Below are 20,756 nucleotides of genomic sequence, written 5' to 3'. Positions count from 1 at the left end.
TCGCGGCGCGCTTTGAGAAGAGTAGTTAAGAATGCCTGTTGAACAAACACTCGTGTGGTCAGATCTGTCCGCCAATGGCGACTTTACTCTGGGCAGCGGTACCGAGGCGGTCAATGTCTCAATCATCTCAGACACCAATGCGGATGGCGATGCTGCAAGTGTGCGCACGCTTGGGGTGCCCGAAACTGAAGCACTGTGGGTACGCAACATTGACAACCCCGTGACCACGGAAATTGCTTTTGAGACACCAGTACAAGACGTGTCTTTCACGTTGATCGACGTGGATAATTTTGGGCCGGTCTGGGACGACCAAGTGACGATCCTGGCAACGGACGCAGACGGCAATATCTATCCGGTCTCTTTCTCTGATCTAGAAATTTCCCACGACGTCGATGGAAACACCATTGAAGGCAACAGCACCACCACGATTGCCAATGATAATTTCGGCACCGATTCAGGCGCTGATATAAATGGCGCAGATTCCGTGACCGTGACGATTCCAGGGCCTGTCACTTCAATTGAGATCATTTTTGAGCCTGGCGCGGATGCAGATCGCACCGGCTTTATCGGCGTTTCCGACATCACCCTGACCAACGCCCCCGACGGAATTGTCGAAGGAACCGCAGCTGGTGATTTGATCGACGGGACCTACCTTGATGACCCAGACGGTGACCGCGTGGACGACGACGGTGTTGTGATCAGCGCTGGTGATGGGGATGACACGATCGTTGGCGGCGACGGCGATGACAATGTCGACGGTGGCATTGGCAACGACGAAGCAGAACTTGGCCATGGTAACGACACGTTCAAAGGTGGCGAAGGCGACGACCGTGTGAACGGCGACTATGGCAACGATGTTCTTGATGGCGGCGAAGGCAATGACTGGCTGCGTGGCAGCTTTGGCAATGACACGATCCACGCGGGCGAAGGCGATGACTATCTTTGGGGTGGTTATGGTGACGACACTTTCGTGGTCACGAACGGCTTTGGCAACGACACGATCGAAGGCGAAGACCAAGAAGAGATCAATGGCGATACGCTCGATCTGAGCGCCGTCACCGATGACCTTACGATTGACTTAAGCGGCTCTGACACAAAGTCAGGCACCTTCAGCTATGGCACAGACACGACAAGCTTTGGTGCCATTGAAAACATCAAGCTTTCTGCAGGTCAGGATACTTTGGTGCTGGCGGATGGCTCCGGCACCGACCGAGTTTCTGGCTTTCAAGCGCCCACCGATAATGGCGACGGCACTTATGCGGCGGGCGACCTTTTGGATGTGACTGGTCTGACATTTGATTATGGTGCGCGTGGCGTGACGACACGTGATGTCACGATCACCGAAGATGGCGATGGCAATGCGGTCCTCACCTTCCCAGGTGGCGAGAACCTGACCCTAGAAGGTGTCAGCGCTTCCGACATCTCTGACCCAGCGGCGCTTGAAGCTATGGGCATACCTGAGGCACCCGATGGTTATGTCACGGGCACCGATACCTCTGAAACAATGGCAGTGGGCTACTTAGACGACGATGGAGATTTCATCGATGGTGGCGACGCTGCACTGGCCGGCGCAAGCGGGGACGATGACCATATCCTAGCCCTTGGGGGCAACGATACGGTTCATGCGGGCGCCGGCAATGATTTGGTCGACGGCGGCAGCGGCGACGACGTGATGTTTGGCGACCTCGGAGATGACACGCTGATCGGTGGAACCGGCGCCGACGAAATGTACGGTGGCGCTGACAATGACACATTTATCGGCATCACCGCTGGCGATACAATTTTTGGAGAGGACGGCCTCGATACGCTAAACTTGTCCGGCGTCGGTAATCACAATATCGTCGTTGATGCCGACGACACCTCTTCTGGGACCATTGAATTTCTGGATGCGGACGGAAATGTCACCGGTACCGCTGCCTACAAAGACATCGAAACCATCGTGCCCTGTTTCACACCTGGTACACGGATTGCGACCAAGGCGGGCTTTACGCCGGTAGAAGATTTGGCCGTTGGCGATCTGGTCTGCACCCGCGATCATGGGCTGCAAGAAATCCGCTGGGTCGGCAAACGCGATATGTCAGCTCAGGACCTCGCAGAGCGCCCTCACCTGCGTGGTGTGAAAATCGAAAAACATGCGCTCGGAGAGAACCTTCCCGATCAAGACATGATCGTGAGCCCCAACCACCGGGTCTTGGTCAATGATCACAAAGTGGAATTGCTGTTGGGTGAGCGCGAAGTTTTGGTGGCCGCCAAGCACCTTCTAGGTATGCCCGGTGTCACACGCGACAATGCGCACGCACTGACCTATATCCATTTCATGTTTGATCGCCATGAGATCGTCTATTCCGATCAGCTATGGTCAGAAAGTTTTCAGCCGGGTCAGCAAGCCCTGAACGGTCTCGAAGACGCGCAACGCATTGAAATCTTCGAGCTCTTCCCAGAGCTTGAAAGTGATCGAAAGAATGTGTTCGGCACTGCCCGCCGCGTGGCGCAAAAGCACGAAGCCAAGCTTATCACCAGATAATAAAAACAAAAAAAGAGCGGCCCAAAATTGGAGCCGCTCTTTTCTATGGTACCCAAGGCCGGACTCGAACCGGCACGCCTCGCGGCGGGGGATTTTGAATCCCCTGCGTCTACCATTCCGCCACTTGGGCACGTTCGGATCAGATAACGAAGCTGCGTTTGGGCGTCCAGAGGCAAAACGACGTTTTCCAAAAAATTGCATGACATTTTTCGCATCGCGACCAATTCGCCAATGAGGGCGAAAGCGAAACACGAAAGTTCAGAAACCCACATGCTTGATGTGGACAACTCAAATTTATAATTTTCTATAAGTGCTTACTGCATGCTTTAAGTGCGTAAATTGAAGTCAATCCAGCGCGATTACAAAATTCATATATATCAATATATTAAGAACCTTAGCTCCAAGAAAACACCTAAATCATAAGATCATAAAACCATGATAAATAACTGTTTTAATTTAATTTAAATGTATTTTTAATGCAATTATCGATATAACGATACGAACCACACCAATCGCGCCTATAAACCAAATTTTACTTGCACTCAGCCCTCAACTGCCGCACGCAGACATCAATTGATTGAGGTGGCTATGATCAAGAAACTTTACGATTGGACCATGAGTCTTGCGGATCATCCGCGCGCGCTTTGGGCATTGGCATTTGTCAGCTTTATCGAAAGCTCGATCTTCCCGATTCCGCCGGACATTATGATGATCCCGATGATCCTCGCCGCCCCTCACCGCGCTTGGCTCATTGCCCTCGTCGCAATGTTTTCCTCAGTACTTGGTGGTATCGCCGGATATGCCATCGGCGCCTTTGCCTTTGATCAGCTTGGTCAGCCGATCCTTGAGAGCCTTGGCAAAGGGGATGCCATGGCTGAGTTCAACACCCGCTTTAACGATTTCGGATTCTGGGCAGTGTTGGGTGCTGGTATTACGCCATTTCCATACAAGGTCATCACGATCATGTCCGGCTGGACCGGCATGCCGGTTGCAACTTTCATCGCCACATCCATCCTAGCACGCGGGCTTCGCTTTTTCATTGTCGCCGGGTTGCTTTGGAAATTCGGTGAACCGATCCGCACGTTCATCGAGAAGCGTTTGGGTCTTATGTTCACCCTCTTCTTGGTGGTTCTCTTTGGCGGCTTCATGGCCGTTCGGTACATGTGATGACAAAATCTCAAGCAACACTACTGCTGACCCTTGCATCTGCGACCATGATTTTGGCTGCGTGGGGATTCCAATACATTGGCGGCTACCCGCCCTGTAAAATGTGCTACTGGCAGCGCTATCCGCATTTTGCGGCCATTGTCATCGGCGGTCTGGCTCTCGCGCTAAAGACCAAGATCTTTGCATGGCTCGGTGCCCTCGCAATGTTGATCACCGCTGGCATTGGGATTTTTTATTTTGGCGGGGAACGCAAGCTTTGGGACGGCCCGAGCTCTTGCAGCTCCACTTCCATTGATGGCCTAAGCAGCGACGAACTCTTCAACCAAATCATGAGCGCTCCGCTGGTGCGTTGCGACGAAATCCCGTGGGAGATGTTCGGGCTGACCATGGCCAATCTGAACGCCCTCGCCTCCCTCGCCTTTGCCGCGGGTTGGCTCTGGGTTGCGCTCAAAAAAGATTAAGATTGTTTGTGAGTGGCCAGCAACAGGTTCGTCTCGCTGGTCGACACCCCATCAAAGCGTCGGATCTGGGCGAGCACGGCATCGAGCTCGGCCAGAGTTCCCGTTCCAAGCTCTAAGATGAGATCCCAACGGCCGTTGGTCGAATGTACCGCACGGACCGCTGGCAACCCGCGCAACTGACGTGTGATCCGATCCGTCCCGCGCCCCTCAATTCCTATCATCATCAGGCCACGGATCGCATCCGTCTGCACATCTTCCTTAAGCACAACCGTGAAGCCCACAATGTCACCATTTTGACGGAGCCGGTCCAGCCTCCCGCGCACGGTTGTGCGTGACACACCAAGACGGTGCGAGAGATCGGAGAGCGACGCGCGCGCATCATGACGCAGCGCTGAAATCAAGCTTTGGTCGACTTTGTCCATTTTGATCACTTCCAGCTTCACTATGGCAAATCACACTCCGAAAAGCGCAATTTGAACGCTTATATATTTCTCACTTTGGAAGGAAACTCAAGTCATCGGATTTCCTCTTTCAAAATCTAGGGATCAAGAATGACAAAACACACCTGCATTTTGGTGGGCGCACCAGTGGATACAGGTCAAAGGCAGCCGGGCTGTTTGATGGGGCCAGATGCCTACCGCACGGCCGGGCTTGCGACGAGCCTTGAAGAGTTGGGACACCAGGTTATCGACACTGGAAACGTTACCTTTGAAGATCGCGGCGAGACTGCCCCGGACCCGAAACTGCTTCACTGGTCGGAAACCATCGCATGGACCCAAGCGTTGGCTGATGTGGCTGAAACCGCCATTGGTCAGGGATTGCCAATTTTCCTTGGTGGAGACCACAGCATGGCGGCTGGCACAGTGACTGGCGTCAAACGCGCAGCTGACGCACAAAATCGACCCCAATTTGTGCTTTGGCTAGATGCCCATAGTGATTTCCACACACCCATCTCCACCGCCACCGGGAACTTACATGGAACCCCGGTCGCTTATTTCACTGGACGTGATGGGTTTGAGGGATTCCCAAAATTCGGCTCTCCGGTTCCAGATGAAAACGTCTGTATGATCGGTTTGCGATCTGTGGATTCGGCGGAGCGAGACGCTTTGCAGCAAAGTGAAATCCGCCGCCACGACATGCGAGAGATCGATGAAAGCGGTATCGCCAAGCCGCTCGCTGCATTCCTCGACCGCGTCGCAGCAGCGAACGGGATGCTGCATGTTTCCCTGGACGTGGACTTTCTAGATCCAAGCGTCGCCCCAGCGGTGGGAACCACCGTCCCCGGCGGTGCGACCGTTCGCGAAGCGCATCTGGTGATGGAGATGCTGCATGATAGCGGGCTTATGACCTCGCTCGACCTCGTGGAACTGAACCCATTCCTAGACGAGCGCGGCCGCACTGCGACCCTGATGGTAGACCTCGCGGCCTCGTCATTGGGGCGCAAAATATTTGATCGTCCAACACGGAGCCACCTATGAACACCCCTTCTGACAAAGCTCTTGTCCCATTCGTGAGCGTCGACAACATGATGCGCCTTGTGCATCACATCGGCATCGAAGCAATGCTTGTGGAACTCGCGGGCTACATTGAAGAAGACTTCAAGCGTTGGGAGCTGTTTGACAAATCACCCCGGGTGGCGAGCCATTCCGATGTGGGGGTGATCGAGCTGATGCCCACCTCAGACGGCGAAGCCTACGGGTTCAAATATGTGAACGGTCACCCAAAGAACACTTCTGAGGGTCTACAGACGGTCACGGCCTTCGGGCTATTGGCCGATGTTTACACAGGCTATCCCGTTTTGTTGACGGAAATGACTTTACTGACCGCCCTGCGCACAGCAGCAACTTCTGCCATGGTGGCTAAACATCTGGCACCGAAAAGCGCAACAACCATGGCGATGATTGGCAATGGGGCGCAGTCGGAATTTCAGACCTTGGCCATGAAGGCGATTGTTGGTGTTGAAACCGTGCGCCTCTACGATGTTGATGCCGCAGCGACAGAGAAATGCGCAGCGAATTTGGCCGGTCTTGGTGTTTCTGTTGTCAAATGCAGCTCACCTGAAGAGGCCATCGAAGGCGCGCAGATCATCACCACCTGTACGGCTGACAAGAAGAACGCGGTGATCTTATCAGACAACATGGTTGGCGCTGGGGTGCATATCAATGCGATAGGCGGTGACTGTCCTGGAAAAACCGAACTTGCCGCTGGGATCTTGGAACGGGCCGATGTGTTTGTGGAATTCCCGGAACAGACCCGCGTGGAAGGAGAAATTCAGCAGATGGCTGTTGATTTCCCGGTAACCGAAATGTGGGAAGTGATCTTGGGCAAAAAACCCGGCCGATTGGATGATCGACAGATCACTCTGTTTGACGGCGTTGGCTTTGCAATCGAGGACTTCTCGGCGCTGCGCTACGTGCGCGATCAGGTGAAAGCACTGGGGTTTGCAGAGATGCTGGACATGCTTGCAGATCCGGATGATCCACGGGATTTGTTTGGGATGTTGCAGCGGTCGAAAACACCAGCTTAGATCAATTTTTCCCACCCGCGGTCGGGCTCAGCCTTTTTTGTTACGCGTCGAGCTCCGCATCCCAGTAGAGGAAATCAACCCAGCTATCATGCAGGTAGTTCGGCGGGAACTTCCGCCCCAAATTCCGCAATTCTTCTGCGGCGGGCTGCCGAGGTGGTTTCATCAAAGACATATTGGCCTGACGCAGGCTCTTGGAGCCCTTCTTCAGATTGCACCGACTACACGCGGCCACCACATTCTCCCAGCTGGTAACACCACCAGCTGCGCGGGGCACCACATGGTCAAAGGTCAGATCGCCCTTAGAGCCGCAATACTGGCACTTAAACTCGTCCCTCAAAAAAAGATTAAAGCGCGTGAAGGCCACGCGCTTTACTGGTTTGACGTAATCTCTAAGGACAACAACAGACGGTATCCGTATCTCGGTACTCGGACTGTGCACATAGGTGTCGTATTCAGCGACGATATCCACACGATCCATGTAAACGGCTTTCACGGCATCTTGCCAGGGCCAGAGCGATAGCGGGTAATAGGAAAGCGGCCGATAATCCGCGTTCAACACCAATGCAGGATGATGTTTCAACCCACCGGGTTGATGTACAAACTCTGTCCTGAAATCGCCATCCATTTGGGACTCAACCTCCGCCCAACTGCCTGATTTTCCAGCATTCGGGCGGGACGTCCCGCCCAGCTCTGTCTTTACTATATATCGCGGTGAAGCCATGACAACCCCCACGATATATGTATTGGCATAAGAGCTAGGGCGATTCCGTAACGATCGCGTGACAGTTAAGCGAATGGCTTAATTGCTGAGCTATGCTTGAATGATGAAATACCGCGCGATGCCGTAGATGTATAAAATGGCAAAGATGACGTTGATATATTTCAGCTGGGGTTCCGTGCGCAGCCAGGCGCAGTAGATCCAGATAAGACAGAATGGCAGGCTGAACAGCATCGCCGCCAATTGCCAACCTTGCACGATTGAAACAGTGCTCGCGAGGCCCAATGCCAGCGCCAGCCACTTCAGCTGCTGCTCAAACACAGCGAACTTCAGAAGATTCATTCTTTAACTCTCGGGTAAACAGCGCCGTGAACCCGGCGTTCTGCTACGGAAATGGTTAGCAAAATGCATGTGGCGGCGCAATATTTTAAAGAAATTGGCTACGTCAACCTTGTAACAAGCCGTACCAGCCAATTGACGGTTTCGATAAAACGTCCATAAATGTTTGCGATAACAAAAAACCAATATTTGAAAAGGGCGGCGGCCAAAATTAGCACCGCCAAAGGAGAAAAAGATGAAATACATCGAGTCCCTTGAGGAGCTTCGAGATTCATTTCAAGCGAAGCATGATGTAGCCATTCGAAAAGAGCTTCGGTTCATTGATGCCCATTCTCGTCAGTTTATCGAAAAATCTCCGTTTGTTTTCATCGGCTCGCAGAACTCCGCTGGGAACGGAGATGTATCCCCAAAAGGTGATCTGCCAGGTTTCGTTCAGGTCCTGGATGACGTCACACTCGCGATACCAGATCGACCAGGTAATAACCGGCTCGATACTTGGGAGAATGTGATCGAGAATCCGAATGTCGGACTAATTTTTTTGATCCCCGGAATGAATGAAACCCTGCGTATCAATGGCGAAGCACGTTTAACCGTTGACGCCGATATGTGCAGATCGATGCATGTCAACAATCGCCCGGCCTCTGCGGTGCTCATCGTGAAAGTACGAGAAGTCTATATGCATTGCGCCAAAGCATTTATGCGCTCAAAGCTCTGGTCGCCTGAGACATGGGCTCCGCGTTCCGATATGCCGACTCTGGGTCAAATCTTAAAGGATCAAGCCAAATTATCCGAAACGGCGGCTGAGTTTGACGACGTCCTTGACGAAGCCTATCGCACCACCATGTGGTAAGTTTCGAGATCCCGGATCAGCGAAGCGACAAGAAAGCTGTGTTCAGGTATGCGCAGGGTTCCACCCGAAAGGGTTCCATCCGACAGGGACCTGCTTGGACTGGCTTAAAGCCCCAACTTGTCCCGCATAAACGCCAATGAAACGCTCAACCCGTCCGGCGCAATCCCGTGGGCGGTGCCTTTCATAATATGCGCGAACACATCTTTGAAACCCGCCTGCTGCAGCGCTTCTGCCGCTTGCGGCAAGGATTGCGGGGGCACCACATCGTCCTGATCGCCATGCACCAGCAAGACCGCCGGGCGGCTGACGGTTTCGTCTTCCAACAATTCCGGGCGCAGCAAACGGCCTGAGAAGGCGACCACCCCTGCCACTGGATCTTCGCGGCGTGGGGCCACGTGCAGCGCCATCATCGTGCCTTGAGAGAAGCCAAACAGAACCACCTGCTCGGGCAACACATCCTCATCCACCATCATCGCATCGAGGAAAGCGTTCAAGTCTTTGACCGCCGCCATCATGCCGCGCTCACTTTCTTCCTCGGAAGAACCATCAATCCAAGGGATCGGGAACCATTGCAGCCCCATAGGCATGCCGGGAATGGTTTCCGGAGCGTCAGGGGCCAGGAACAATGTGTCCGGCAAATGCTCGGCCAGTGGATCGGCCAGACCAATCAAGTCCTGCCCATTAGCCCCATAGCCATGCAGAAACACCACAACGGACCGGGTATCCCCAGACAACGGTTCTTTGCGCAATGTGTTCAATACCCGAGTCATGTGATGCCTTCCCTCTGCTTTTCTACATGGTAGTAGGCCCACAAGAGCCGCGCTGCAACTGATCTCCACGGAGACCAGGCCTCAGCCATGAGGCGGAGCTCTTTCTCCGTGGGGCGTTTGTTGAGTTGAAACAAGATCCGAGCGCTTTCTTGAAGGGCGAGATCGCCGGGGGCAAAGACGTCAGCGCGACCCAGTGAAAACATGGCGTAGATCTCTGCGGTCCAAACGCCAATGCCGCTCACTTCGGTCAGGGTCTTGACTATCTCTTCATTAGGAGTGTCCCGTAAGGCTTTGAAATCAATACGCGCTTCAGCAAGCGCTTTCGCGTAGCGCACCTTTTGGCGACTGAGGCCAACAGCGCGTAGATCATCCTCTGTCGCCCACATGACCTTGCGCGGACCGGTCAGTTTGGCGTCCCTCATGCGCTTCCAAATGGCGCGGGCGGCAGCGACGCTGACTTGCTGAGAGACAATGGCGCTTAAAAGCTGATCAAAACCATCTTTGCGCAAGCGCGTTGGCAATGGGCCGGTGATTTCCAAAGCTTGGCGGAACCTTGGGTCTTGTTCAGCCAGCCAAGCCGCACCTTCTGCCACGCAGGCTTCTGTTTTGATAATCCGACCGACCATTGCGCCCTACTCTTTGTTGCGCATGAGCGCCGAAATACGTCTCACTGTCAAATCCGTTTCCTGCTCAAAAGGAAATGTGAACAGCAGAGTTCACTTTATTGGTCAGCACCCCTTCCCAAAGTCTCAAAACAGGTCTAGCCATTTGCCTATGACCCAAGTGATTGATGATATGGTGGATGACCGCCGCGCGAAGCGCACGGTTTTTATTTTGGTTCTGGCCCAAGCGCTGATTGGCGCGCAGATGCCAATGTTGTTCACCATCGCGGGCCTCGCCGGGCAGTCGCTTGCGTCTAACGCTTGTTTTGCGACTTTGCCGATTTCTTTGATCGTCCTTGGCTCCATGCTCAGCGCGACACCGATGTCGAACTTCATGCAAAGCCACGGCCGACGTGCCGGGTTCTTTGTCGGCGCAATCGGCGGCATGACGGGCGCGGCGATTGGGGCCTATGGGCTTTATACAAGCAGCTTCCCATTGTTCCTTTTGGGCAGCCTGTTCACCGGCATCTATATGAGTTCACACGGCTTCTTCCGCTTTGCAGCGGCAGACAGCGCCTCGGATGAGTTCCGCCCGAAAGCGATTTCCTACGTGATGGCCGGTGGTCTTGCCGCTGCAATCTTTGGTCCGCAGCTGGTGAAAGTGACCGCAGACGCCATGGTGATCCCATTCATGGGCACCTATGGCGCTGTTATCGCATTGAACCTGATTGGCATGGTCTTGTTCGTTTTCTTGGACATCCCACTGCCTGAGAAGGCAGATGAAAGCTCCAAACCGTCTCGCTCGCGTTGGGAGCTGCTGACCACCCCACGGATTGCTGTGGCAGTGATCTGCGCTACCGTTTCTTATGCGCTGATGAACCTGATGATGACATCCACACCCTTGGCGGTTGTGGGGTGCGGATATACCCAGAACAGTGCCGCTGACATCGTCAGCGCCCACGTCTTTGCAATGTTTGCTCCGTCATTCTTCACTGGCCATTTGATCCAGCGCTTCGGAGTTGAAAAGATTGTTGCCGCCGGCATCTTGATCCTCGCGGCTGCCGGTGCTGTGGCACTGCACGGTGTTGAGCTTGAGAACTTCTTTATCGCTTTGATCTTGCTGGGTGTCGGCTGGAACTTTGGGTTCATCGGCGCGACGACCATGCTGACCATGTCCCATGAGCCCCATGAGCGCGGGAAAGTTCAGGGCATGAACGACCTGATTGTTTTCGGTGGTGTCACTGTCGCCTCATTGGCCTCTGGCGGCTTGATGAACTGCTCTGGCGGGGACGCTGCGCAAGGTTGGACCGCAGTGAACCTAGCCATGGCACCGTTCTTAACCCTTGCAGGTGGTGCGCTTATTTGGTTGGCGTTGCGGCCAAGTGAGAAGCTCACACATTAATCACTTCAATCGCTGCACATAGCGTGCGCGGTCGCTGTCAAACCACGTCATCGAAAATTCAATGGGTTGATCCTGATCAGCCCAGCTGAAGCGCTCAATATAGCCGACCGGTTCTCCGGGTGTTTTGGTGAAACTCTCTGGTGCCCAAGTTGGGACTTCGCCTAACGAGACGCGGTCTTCTGCGCGGGTAATCCAGAACCCGAGCTGCTTTTGATAATGGCGATACAAGGAATCAGACAGGGCGTCTTTTGTGACTCGTCCGACGGATTCATCGAGCCAGATTTCTTCGACCGCGATGATTGTATCATTCAAATAGCGCATGCGCCGGATACGGGTGCCCCGACCGCTATATCCAAATCTCGGCAGCGTTGAAGGCTTATCCAAGGTCTGGACCGACAAGACATCCGCCCGTGGCAAACCGCCCCCTTCCGGCAGCTCCAGTCGAAACATGCCATAGACAGAGTCGCGCACCTGGCCGGTTTTGATGTAATTTCCTGACCCCTGAATACGCTGCAAAAGCCCTTTATTTGTAAGCTCATCCAGCGCTTTGCGAAGCGTTCCAACAGAGGTGTTGAACTCCTTAGCCATCTCGCGCTCTGGCGGCAAACGGTCTCCGTCATTCAGACGCCCGGCATCCACATCGCGAATGATCAGCTCTGCAATCTGGATGTAAATCGGCAAGGCGTTGCGGTTCTGATTAGACATCTTTGGCCCTCGATTTCAGCGACGCAAATGGCGTCATAAAGCAAAATTGATACACCATTGATGCACCACTCAGTCGATGTTTAAATGGATGCAACAAAATGGCAAGCCCAAACAAAAAGACCACGCAAAGGACTCCTCATGACGGTCGTGCCCATTACATCCCCAGATCTTGATGCCGCAGAGGTATCTTGGTTTTCGGCTTTATGTTCAGATGATTACCAGTTTCTCGGCGTGCCCGATGGCGATCTGCGCAGCTCTTGGGAGCATTGCAGCGACATCGTGAAGACAGCCGAAGAGCAAGGCTTCCGCAATATTCTGTGTCCTTCATCTTATCAGGTGGGCCAAGACACCCTGTCCTTCGTGGCGGGTTGTGCTCCCATTACTGACAAGATCAACCTTCTTGCCGCAGTGCGCTGTGGTGAGATGCAGCCAATCATGCTGGCGCGTACTGTGGCGACGCTGGATCACATGTTGCAGGGGCGCTTGACGATCAACATCATCAGCTCTGACTTCCCTGGCCAAAAAGAAGAGAGCAGCTACCGCTATAAACGCTCTCGTGAGGTGGTGGAGATCTTAAAGCAAGCGTGGACACAGGATGAGATTAACTTTGAGGGCGAAGTTTATAACTTCCAAGGTCTGACCACAGACCCTGTGCGCCCCTATCAGCAAAACGGTGGCCCCCTGCTTTATTTCGGTGGCTATTCACCAGATGCACTGGAACTTTGTGGCCAGCATTGTGACGTCTACCTGATGTGGCCTGAGAAGATGGACGAGCTTGCGGGCCGGATGAAAGCCGTGAACGCGGTGGCGGAACGCTATGACCGCACATTAGACTATGGTCTGCGCGTGCACATGATTGTGCGCGACACAGAGGCTGAAGCGCGTGAATACGCCGATCACATCGTGTCCAAACTGGATGACGAATACGGCCGCATGATCCGCGAGCGGGCGCTGGACAGCACGTCATTGGGCGTCAGCCACCAAGCCAAGAACCGCGAATTGGCAGATAAGTTCGGCTATATTGAACAGAACCTGTGGACCGGCGTTGGCCGAGCGCGCTCTGGCTGTGGCGCAGCTCTTGTCGGCTCGACCGATCAGGTTATGTCTAAGATCGAAGAATACCAAAAGATGGGCATTCGCGCCTTTATTTTCTCGGGCTATCCGCATATCGAAGAGGCCAAACATTTCGGCGCGCGCGTCTTGCCGAACCTCAAAACCTGCTCGCTGCCCCATGAATATGGGCGTGTGCCAGCATCAACACCTGCAACACCCCTTGGCAACGGAGTTCGCCGCTAATGGATCGCATCACACTCTCCCCAACACTAGAGATGAGCCGCATCGTTTATGGCATGTGGCGCCTTGGGGATGACACCGACACGTCGCCAGCCCATGTGGAAGCAAAGATCCAGGCTTGTCTGGAACAAGGCATCACAACCTTTGATCAGGCGGATATCTATGGGGATTACGGCGCAGAGGCTGTGCTGGGTGGTGCTTTGAAAGCCAACCCTGCCCTGCGTGACCAGATGGAGATCGTCACGAAATGTGACATCGTCGCGCCCTGTGGTCGTTACGCAGACGCGAAGGTCAAATACTACGACACGTCTCGCGCACATATTGAAAAGTCCGTGGACATCTCTTTGTCAGAGATGGCGATTGATCACGTCGATCTGCTTTTGATTCACCGCCCGGACCCACTGATGGACCATCAAGAAACCGGTGCAGCGCTGGATGATCTAGTAGCCTCCGGCAAAGTACGCAATGTCGGTGTTTCTAACTTCCGTCCTTGGGATTGGGAGCTTTTGCAATCTGGCATGAAAACCCAGCTTGTGACCAACCAGATTGAAATGTCGATGGGAGAGATCTCGCCTTTCACCAATGGTGATCTGGCATTCCACCAGCGCCAAGGCCACGCAGTGATGGCCTGGTCTCCACTTGGAGGCGGCAATCTAATGAATGATGCTGGCCAAGTCGGTGCGGTGCTTGATGAATTCGCGGCAGAGTTTGGCGTGGATCGCGCGGCTGTGGCTGTTGCCTTCCTGCTGAAACATCCGGCAAAGATCCTGCCGGTGATGGGCACAAACAACCTTGAACGGATTTCTAAGATTTCTGATGCGTTGAAGGTTAAACTTGACCGCGAAAGCTGGTACCGGCTCTATGAAGCCGCTTTAGGGAAAGAAGTTCCGTGATGAATGCACCCGTAACCAGTTTTGAACCTGACGCAGACAACACGCGTCTGTTGCGTGACGCTTTTGGGCGTTTCGCAACCGGCGTAACTGTTGTCACCGCCATGTCAGAAGACGGGCCTGTCGGCATCACCGCAAACAGCTTTAGCTCCGTTTCACTTGAACCCCCGATGGTGCTTTGGTCCCCAAGCAAGGACTCCCGCCGTTTCCCGTATTTTGAAAAAGCTACGCACTACGCGATTCATGTTTTGGCGGCAGAGCAAGAGAGCTTGTGCTGGGGCTTTGCCAAGGACGCCTTTGCCTTCAAAGATATCCCGCACGCACTAAATGCGGATGGTGTGCCCGTGATTGAGAATGCGTTGGCGCGTTTTGATTGCAAACAAGCCAACACATTCGAGGCTGGCGACCACATGATCATCTTGGGCGAAGTGCTGCGCGCAGAAATGCGTGACGGAGAGCCGCTGGCTTTCTTTGGTGGGAAAAACGCGAAATTCACACCGACCTGATATCGGTTATTTCCCTGCAAAAACAAAACAATGGTTTCGCTTTAACGAGACCATGAACTTTGTACCCTGCTCAGGAAGAAACACATTTGGAACCGTCGCTTTTAGCGCGGTTCCGTCCGCTTCCACGCGCAATTCCACAAGGCTTTCGGTCCCCATGAACCGCGCGCGTTCCACAGAGGCAACTGCAGACATGCCATACGCGCCACTCGGTGAAACCGCAGCACCATTTCGATAGAAATCAAGGTGAACATGTTGGGGACGTATTGCGATTTCAACATCAGTCCCCTCGGCCATGCCAGGCGTCAGGAAGTCACCAAAAGCGGTCGAGCAAAGCGCGCCGTTGCTCGTGCCCTTAATCAGGTTGATGTCGCTGAAAAACGCCATCGCGTCCCGGTCCACAGGGGCGTTATAGATGTTATAAGGCGCGCCAGCTTGCACAATTTTACCATTGCGCATCAATGCGATCTCATCGGCCATGCGAAGCGCTTCTTCCGGCTCGTGGGTTACCAAAAGCACGGCCGTGTCTTCTTCCTTAAGCAAGGCAAGCGTTTCATCACGAATGCCATCGCGTAGCCGGTTATCAAGGCCTGAGAAGGGCTCATCCATCAACATGATGCGCGGGCGCGGCGCCAAAGCGCGGGCCAAAGCGACACGCTGTTGTTCCCCACCCGACAAGGCGTGCGGCGCAGCATCGATGGCCCAGCTGAGGCCCACTTTGGCCAAGAGTTCCTCAACGCGGGCACGTTTTTCTACTGCCGACCCGGCCAAACCAAAGGCCACATTGCCGGCAACACTCATGTGTGGAAACAGCGCAAAGTCTTGAAACATAAGCCCAATCTGGCGGCGTTCCGGTGGGATGCGGAAGACGGTGTCACAGATCAGATTGCCGTCTACATAGATCTCGCCCGTATCCTGCATATCGACACCGGCAATCAAACGAAGCGTCGTCGACTTACCACATCCAGACGGACCCAGAAGGCACGTAACCTTTCCCGGCTCGATCGCCAAGGACACACCGTCAACCACGTTCCGATCGCCGAAACTGCGGTATAGGTTTTTCACCTCTAAACGCGGTGGCGTTTGCGACTTTGCCTCTGATGTCGCCTTAGATGTCATTGGCTGCTGATCCACCTTAGCCCCTTCAGTCCCTGACGAATTTCATCAGGTTTTATAGGGATGTAGCAGCGCAACTGCCGCGCATCAAGTCTAGGTCGCGAATAGAGCTTAAAGTGTTATAAAGACAGATCAAAAACCGCTTCGCCAAGGCTTTTGCCGTTGACCTGCACCACCACCTTATGCGCGCCGGGATAAAGCTTGAACGTGGTGGCATTGGCTTTAAGCACGTGTTTCTTAGCAAAAACCTGCGCTTTACCCGCCTTAAGTACGGCCTGTTTCAGCTTGAATACCTTTGGCGCAACCTTGCCCCCGGCTTTTTGAAAATGGATCACGTAGTCAACGATAACCGGGCTTTCAGAACTTGCCTCAAGCTCCATCTCAAATTCCAGTGCCTCACCGCCGACAACCTGATCTTTTGCCAGATCGAGACGTTTCAGCGATACTGGTGCATCCGCTTTAAAGCCCAGCAGTTCCATCGCACCGACGTGGCCTTGCTTGACCAAGCTGCGCAACGCATGGCGGGTCATCCAGTCCAGCTCTTTCTTATCTTGCGCCCCTAGATCACGCCATTTCATGAGTGTCTCAACGACCAAATCCGGATGGGTTTTTGCGATGTCATTCAGATGGTTAGAGACCGATCTTGTCACATACCGCGTTGAATCCGCGTGAAGTATATCAAGATATGGGAGCGGCGTTGTCACCTCCATATCCAACTTCTTCGCCCACGGCAGCTTGGGGCGCGTTCCCTCAGATACTAGCCTGCGCACATGGTAGTTTTCATCGCTCGCCCATAGCTTAAGCCGCGCCAAGGTTTCGTCAGGCCAGCGATTTAGGAATGGGCGGATCGGCCACTCCATCGAGAACCGCTTGGTGTTCTCATAGATCAGATCCAACGCGCGCTCGCGATGGTTTTCCAACCCATGGCGCACCGCCAGATAGCCTGGTGGTGCATGGGTGAACTGCCCGAAATCGTCGTCCGTCTTGGATGGGTCAAGTTCGCGCGGCATGGCAGCTTCTAATTGACCGGCCATGGTGGGAAAGTCATCTGACAGACGTTTTTCCAGACAATCTGCGATCCATTCCATACGCTCGGTCAAAGACAGGTCCGGAAACTTCGCAATCACCTCTTTGGTGAATTCCTCCGCGTCAAACCCAGGGATCGCCGCTGCATGTTCATTCGCAATTTGCGAGACCGTCTCTTCGTTAAACAGCTGATCAGCCAGCGAAAATCCCTGCGCCACGCCCGTACCTCTTGCCATTACATTGTTGTGTTTGTCGCGCCGCCGTCGAGCAGGATGTTTTGCCCCACGATAAAGCCCGCATGTTGAGAGCAGAGGAACGCACATGTTGCGCCGAACTCTTCGCGCGTGCCGTAACGGCCCGCCGGAATGGTGGCAAACCGCTGCTGTTGCGCTTCCTCAACCGAAATGCCTTGCGCGTCGCTTGCCCCTTTATCCAGTGAGGCCGCGCGGTCTGTCGCGTGGATCCCTGGCTGCAGGTTATTGATGATCACACCCTGACCCGCAACTTGGCGTGCGGTGCCCGCGACATAGCCTGTCAGACCAGCCCGCGCAGAGTTAGACAGACCAAGCACCGGGATCGGGGATTTGACAGACACAGAGGTGATATTCACGACCCGGCCCCAACCCTTCTCCATCATGCCCGGGATCAGCTCTTTCATCAGCGCAATCGGTGTCAGCATGTTGGCGTCCAAGGCTTTGATGAAGTCATCACGGTCCCAATCCGTCCACATGCCCGGAGGTGGACCGCCAGCATTTGTGACAAGGATATCAATGCCTTTGGAGGCGGCCAGCACGTCGGCTTGGCCCTGTTCTGTCGTCACATCAGCAACCACGGTGTCTATTGAGACGCCGAAACGCGCGCGAATATCCGCAGCGGCGGCTTCCAACGCGTCTGCGCCCCGTGCGTTCATCACCAGGTCAACACCTGCTTCGGCCAACGCCTCTGCACACCCCAGCCCAAGACCTTTTGAGCTTGCACAAACCAGCGCCTTTTTCCCCGCGATTCCCAGATCCATCTGTGTATTCCTTATCCCAAGTTCAATTTCGCGGGATTTCCACGGCAAAGCCAGTAAATTGCCGAAGGCGATCCCTCTTGTTGCCATAATTGGTCAGCAGAACGGATGGAAAGCAAGGCAAAAGCCTGTGACGTACAATTCAAAGGACCCGGCATGACCCAAGCTGTGCCTCATCAGGATCGCAAAGATCAGCAACTGCCCGTCTACCGCGCGACGGATTTCCGCGTTGTGAATGGCGCAAACGAGGGCGATGCAATGTCTTTTGCGGCGGAGTTGATGTTGGATGACATCTATGAGCTTCGCCAGGGCTGCTACCCGGCCGTTTTAGCAATGACGCCAAACGGTGATGCCAGCTTTAAAATCAGTGGGCGGTCTTCCATTGGCCATCAGGGAGCAAGACTATATCTTGATTGCAGTCTTACGCTCATGCAATCCGCCGGTGATACGATTGAGGCCCTCGTTTTTGTTGAAGTCGATAACGCAGGCAATGTCGCTGAAATTTACCTGCATGCGCTCGCACCACTGGACGCGAAGACAGCTTATACGCTTGTTGGTGTAGATCGCGAAAACGCACATCGCCGTTTGGCTCTATCAAGCTGCGTTTCCTTTACCCGTGGCACACATATTACCATGGCCAACGGAGTTCAGACCCGTATTGAGAACCTGAAGGTTGGCGATCAGGTGCTGACCCGTGATGCAGGCGCTCAGGAAATTCGCTGGATTGGTCGCACGACAGTTCGCGCAACCGGGCCTTTTGCGCCGATTGTGATTGAGGCAGGCACCCTGAACAACCATGGCGACCTAATCGTAAACCCAGACCACCGTCTGTTTGTCTATCAACGTGAAGACAAGCTGAATGCAGGCCGTGCAGAAGTCATGGTGAAAGCCCGCTACTTGCTGAATGGCGACAGCATCTATGTTCAAAACGGTGGTTTTGTCGAGTATTTCCAAATTCTGTTTGATAACCACCACATCATTTTCGCAGAAGGCATCGCCGCAGAGACACTGCTGGTGGATGACAAAACCGAAAGTGTTCTGCCAAAGGACCTAGGTGAGAAGTTCAAGAAATCCCAACCGGGCCTTTCCGCGCCGGATCAAGCGGCAGTCGAAATCAATGAACGGCTGCTTTTGGACAAAGACGCAGCAAGCCTCTTGCGCCGCGCGTCGTCACGCTAAACACTAATCCCCATTGCGTGGTTAAGACGTGAGCGCTATACGCGCGCTCATGTCAAACACCGCTTCAAACCGCCCAGAATTGCCGCCCGAAATCGCGCGTCGTCGCACCTTTGCGATCATCAGCCACCCGGACGCCGGTAAAACCACCCTGACAGAGAAATTCCTTCTCTATGGTGGTGCGATTCAGATGGCCGGTCAGGTGCGCGCGAAAGGCGAAGCGCGGCGCACGCGGTCTGACTTTATGAAGATGGAACAGGATCGCGGGATCTCGGTCTCTGCATCCGCAATGTCTTTTGATTTCAGCAGCTTCCGCTTCAATCTTGTGGACACGCCGGGCCACTCTGACTTCTCGGAAGACACCTATCGCACGCTGACCGCAGTGGACGCTGCTGTCATGGTGATTGACGGCGCGAAGGGTGTTGAAAGCCAGACGCAGAAACTGTTCGAAGTCTGCCGCCTGCGCGACCTGCCAATCCTTACCTTCTGTAACAAGATGGACCGGGAAAGCCGCGATACGTTTGAGATCATCGACGAGATACAAGAGAACCTTGCGATTGACGTGACGCCCGCCTCTTGGCCAATCGGCGTCGGCCGCGATTTCATCGGCTGTTATGACCTGCTGCGGGACCGGCTAGAGCTGATGGACCGTGCGGACCGAAACAAGGTCGCGGAAAGCATTGAAATCAATGGGCTGGATGATCCGCGCCTTGCGGAACATGTGCCGGCGGACCTATTGGACAAGTTCCTGGAAGAGGTCGAGATGGCCAAGGAATTGCTGCCAAAGCTTGATCCTCAATCCGTGCTTGAAGGCCACATGACCCCGATCTGGTTTGGCTCTGCCATCAACTCTTTTGGTGTTCAGGAGCTGATGCACGGCATTGCAAATTACGGACCAGAGCCGCAACCACAAACGGCTTCCCCGCGTGAAATCGCGCCGGAAGAAAAGAAAGTGGCGGGCTTTGTATTCAAGGTTCAGGCGAATATGGACCCGAAGCACCGCGACCGTGTCGCCTTTGTCCGCATGGCATCAGGCCACTTTAAGCGCGGCATGAAACTGACCCATGTGCGCACCAAGAAGCCTATGGCGATTTCGAACCCTGTGCTGTTTTTGGCCTCTGACCGTGAATTGGCGGAAGAGGCTTGGGCCGGCGACATCATTGGTATTCCAAACCACGGCCAATTGCGGATTGGCGACACGTTGACCGAAGGCGAAGCGCTGCGCGTGTCTGGCATTCCATCTTTTGCTCCGGAACTCCTACAAGGGGTCCGTGCGGGCGACCCGCTGAAAGCCAAACATCTTGAAAAAGCGCTGATGCAGTTTGCCGAAGAAGGCGCAGCGAAGGTCTTCAAACCCTCCATCGGCTCTGGCTTTATCGTCGGTGTTGTTGGCGCGTTGCAATTTGAAGTACTCGCCAGCCGGATCGAACTCGAATACGGCCTGCCCGTGCGTTTTGAAGCCAGCCAGTTCACCTCGGCCCGTTGGGTGAGTGGTGAAAAAGAGGCTGTTGAGAAGTTTGCGGACGCCAACAAACAACACATCAGCCACGACCATGATGGCGACATTGTATATCTGACCCGTTTGCAGTGGGACATCGATCGTGTGGGAAGGGACTACCCAGACGTGAAATTGACCGCTACAAAGGAGATGATGGTCTAACTGGCCCGTGATGGG

At 54.2% G+C, this 20,756-nt stretch carries 21 protein-coding genes and 1 tRNA gene; 12 read left to right on the top strand and 10 right to left on the bottom strand.

Going from position 1 to position 20,756, the window contains the following annotated elements:
* The first annotated feature begins 31 nt into the window (after positions 1 to 31).
* On the top strand, positions 32 to 2,524 hold the full coding sequence (locus TA5113_RS16865) for a Hint domain-containing protein (protein ID WP_058314369.1): 2,493 nt from the start codon (positions 32 to 34) through the stop codon (positions 2,522 to 2,524).
* 46 nt (positions 2,525 to 2,570) lie between these two features.
* Here the strand turns inward: TA5113_RS16865 and TA5113_RS13485 are convergent.
* A tRNA-Leu gene (locus TA5113_RS13485) sits at positions 2,571 to 2,654 on the bottom strand.
* A gap of 458 nt (positions 2,655 to 3,112) precedes the next feature.
* Here TA5113_RS13485 and TA5113_RS13480 point away from each other — a divergent pair.
* Both TA5113_RS13480 and TA5113_RS13475 read left to right on the top strand, forming a co-directional pair.
* The gene (locus TA5113_RS13480) at positions 3,113 to 3,691 is read left to right on the top strand and encodes a YqaA family protein (protein WP_058314370.1); all 579 of its coding nucleotides are present in this window, start codon (positions 3,113 to 3,115) and stop codon (positions 3,689 to 3,691) included.
* Entirely contained in the window at positions 3,691 to 4,152 is a 462-nt protein-coding gene (locus TA5113_RS13475; protein WP_058316774.1) for a disulfide bond formation protein B, read from the top strand. The genes TA5113_RS13480 and TA5113_RS13475 overlap by 1 nt, the downstream gene beginning before the upstream one ends.
* Here TA5113_RS13475 and TA5113_RS13470 read toward each other — a convergent pair.
* On the bottom strand, positions 4,149 to 4,574 hold the full coding sequence (locus TA5113_RS13470; RefSeq protein WP_058314503.1) for an Lrp/AsnC family transcriptional regulator: 426 nt from the start codon (positions 4,572 to 4,574) through the stop codon (positions 4,149 to 4,151). The genes TA5113_RS13475 and TA5113_RS13470 overlap by 4 nt on opposite strands.
* A gap of 129 nt (positions 4,575 to 4,703) precedes the next feature.
* Here TA5113_RS13470 and rocF point away from each other — a divergent pair, with 129 nt between their 5' ends.
* Together rocF and ocd are read left to right on the top strand one after the other, a co-directional pair.
* Positions 4,704 to 5,630 carry an arginase gene (gene rocF / locus TA5113_RS13465; protein ID WP_058314372.1) on the top strand — a complete coding sequence of 309 codons (927 nt, stop codon included), beginning with the start codon at positions 4,704 to 4,706 and terminating at the stop codon, positions 5,628 to 5,630.
* Positions 5,627 to 6,679, top strand: coding sequence for an ornithine cyclodeaminase (gene ocd, locus TA5113_RS13460; protein WP_058314373.1), 1,053 nt, complete (start codon positions 5,627 to 5,629; stop codon positions 6,677 to 6,679). The genes rocF and ocd overlap by 4 nt, the downstream gene beginning before the upstream one ends.
* Positions 6,680 to 6,719: 40 nt before the next feature.
* On the opposite strand, the gene TA5113_RS13455 is transcribed toward ocd, so the two are convergent.
* Both TA5113_RS13455 and TA5113_RS13450 read right to left on the bottom strand, forming a co-directional pair.
* Positions 6,720 to 7,304: an HNH endonuclease gene (locus TA5113_RS13455; protein WP_058314504.1), complete on the bottom strand. Its 585-nt coding sequence runs from the start codon at positions 7,302 to 7,304 to the stop codon at positions 6,720 to 6,722.
* 186 nt (positions 7,305 to 7,490) lie between these two features.
* The gene (locus TA5113_RS13450; RefSeq protein ID WP_181949471.1) at positions 7,491 to 7,739 is read right to left on the bottom strand and encodes a peptidase; all 249 of its coding nucleotides are present in this window, start codon (positions 7,737 to 7,739) and stop codon (positions 7,491 to 7,493) included.
* Between the two features lie 232 nt (positions 7,740 to 7,971).
* On the opposite strand from TA5113_RS13450, the gene TA5113_RS13445 reads away from it, so the two are divergent.
* On the top strand, positions 7,972 to 8,586 hold the full coding sequence (locus TA5113_RS13445; protein WP_058314374.1) for a pyridoxamine 5'-phosphate oxidase family protein: 615 nt from the start codon (positions 7,972 to 7,974) through the stop codon (positions 8,584 to 8,586).
* A 104-nt stretch (positions 8,587 to 8,690) separates the two neighbouring features.
* On the opposite strand, the gene TA5113_RS13440 is transcribed toward TA5113_RS13445, so the two are convergent.
* Entirely contained in the window at positions 8,691 to 9,356 is a 666-nt protein-coding gene (locus TA5113_RS13440; protein ID WP_058314375.1) for an alpha/beta hydrolase, read from the bottom strand.
* The gene (locus tag TA5113_RS13435) at positions 9,353 to 9,982 is read right to left on the bottom strand and encodes a DNA-3-methyladenine glycosylase family protein (RefSeq protein WP_058314376.1); all 630 of its coding nucleotides are present in this window, start codon (positions 9,980 to 9,982) and stop codon (positions 9,353 to 9,355) included. Before TA5113_RS13435 ends, TA5113_RS13440 begins: the two co-directional genes overlap by 4 nt.
* Positions 9,983 to 10,130: 148 nt before the next feature.
* Between TA5113_RS13435 and TA5113_RS13430 the strand changes: the two genes are divergently transcribed.
* On the top strand, positions 10,131 to 11,360 hold the full coding sequence (locus TA5113_RS13430; protein ID WP_058314377.1) for an MFS transporter: 1,230 nt from the start codon (positions 10,131 to 10,133) through the stop codon (positions 11,358 to 11,360).
* Here the strand turns inward: TA5113_RS13430 and TA5113_RS13425 are convergent, their stop codons facing one another.
* Entirely contained in the window at positions 11,361 to 12,065 is a 705-nt protein-coding gene (locus tag TA5113_RS13425; protein WP_058314378.1) for a GntR family transcriptional regulator, read from the bottom strand.
* 138 nt (positions 12,066 to 12,203) lie between these two features.
* Here TA5113_RS13425 and TA5113_RS13420 point away from each other — a divergent pair, with 138 nt between their 5' ends.
* Genes TA5113_RS13420 through TA5113_RS13410 form a run of 3 tightly spaced genes read left to right on the top strand, consistent with a single transcriptional unit; the run spans position 12,204 to position 14,754 of the window.
* A complete protein-coding gene (locus TA5113_RS13420; RefSeq protein ID WP_058314506.1) occupies positions 12,204 to 13,361 on the top strand; it encodes an LLM class flavin-dependent oxidoreductase in 1,158 nt (385 codons plus the stop codon).
* On the top strand, positions 13,361 to 14,251 hold the full coding sequence (locus TA5113_RS13415) for an aldo/keto reductase (protein ID WP_058314379.1): 891 nt from the start codon (positions 13,361 to 13,363) through the stop codon (positions 14,249 to 14,251). The genes TA5113_RS13420 and TA5113_RS13415 overlap by 1 nt, the downstream gene beginning before the upstream one ends.
* Complete coding sequence (locus TA5113_RS13410; RefSeq protein WP_058314380.1) at positions 14,251 to 14,754, top strand: flavin reductase family protein; 504 nt, start codon at positions 14,251 to 14,253, stop codon at positions 14,752 to 14,754. The genes TA5113_RS13415 and TA5113_RS13410 overlap by 1 nt, the downstream gene beginning before the upstream one ends.
* A gap of 6 nt (positions 14,755 to 14,760) precedes the next feature.
* On the opposite strand, the gene TA5113_RS13405 is transcribed toward TA5113_RS13410, so the two are convergent.
* From TA5113_RS13405 to TA5113_RS13395, 3 genes are all read right to left on the bottom strand, one after another.
* Positions 14,761 to 15,870, bottom strand: a complete 1,110-nt coding sequence (locus TA5113_RS13405) for an ABC transporter ATP-binding protein (RefSeq protein WP_058314507.1) — start codon at positions 15,868 to 15,870, stop codon at positions 14,761 to 14,763.
* Between the two features lie 116 nt (positions 15,871 to 15,986).
* Positions 15,987 to 17,111 (bottom strand): YhaZ family DNA alkylation repair protein, encoded by a 1,125-nt coding sequence (locus TA5113_RS13400; RefSeq protein WP_058314508.1) that lies wholly within the window; start codon positions 17,109 to 17,111, stop codon positions 15,987 to 15,989.
* A gap of 17 nt (positions 17,112 to 17,128) precedes the next feature.
* Positions 17,129 to 17,908 (bottom strand): SDR family oxidoreductase, encoded by a 780-nt coding sequence (locus TA5113_RS13395; protein ID WP_058314381.1) that lies wholly within the window; start codon positions 17,906 to 17,908, stop codon positions 17,129 to 17,131.
* A gap of 153 nt (positions 17,909 to 18,061) precedes the next feature.
* On the opposite strand from TA5113_RS13395, the gene TA5113_RS13390 reads away from it, so the two are divergent.
* The gene (locus TA5113_RS13390; protein WP_058314509.1) at positions 18,062 to 19,084 is read left to right on the top strand and encodes a Hint domain-containing protein; all 1,023 of its coding nucleotides are present in this window, start codon (positions 18,062 to 18,064) and stop codon (positions 19,082 to 19,084) included.
* Positions 19,085 to 19,133: 49 nt separating this feature from the next.
* The gene (locus TA5113_RS13385) at positions 19,134 to 20,741 is read left to right on the top strand and encodes a peptide chain release factor 3 (protein ID WP_058314382.1); all 1,608 of its coding nucleotides are present in this window, start codon (positions 19,134 to 19,136) and stop codon (positions 20,739 to 20,741) included.
* Positions 20,742 to 20,756 lie beyond the last annotated feature (15 nt).

Source organism: Cognatishimia activa (assembly GCF_001458335.1).
Classification (GTDB): domain Bacteria; phylum Pseudomonadota; class Alphaproteobacteria; order Rhodobacterales; family Rhodobacteraceae; genus Cognatishimia; species Cognatishimia activa.
Note: the sequence above shows the minus strand (reverse complement) of the source record. Positions and strands in the feature narration are given on the sequence as shown.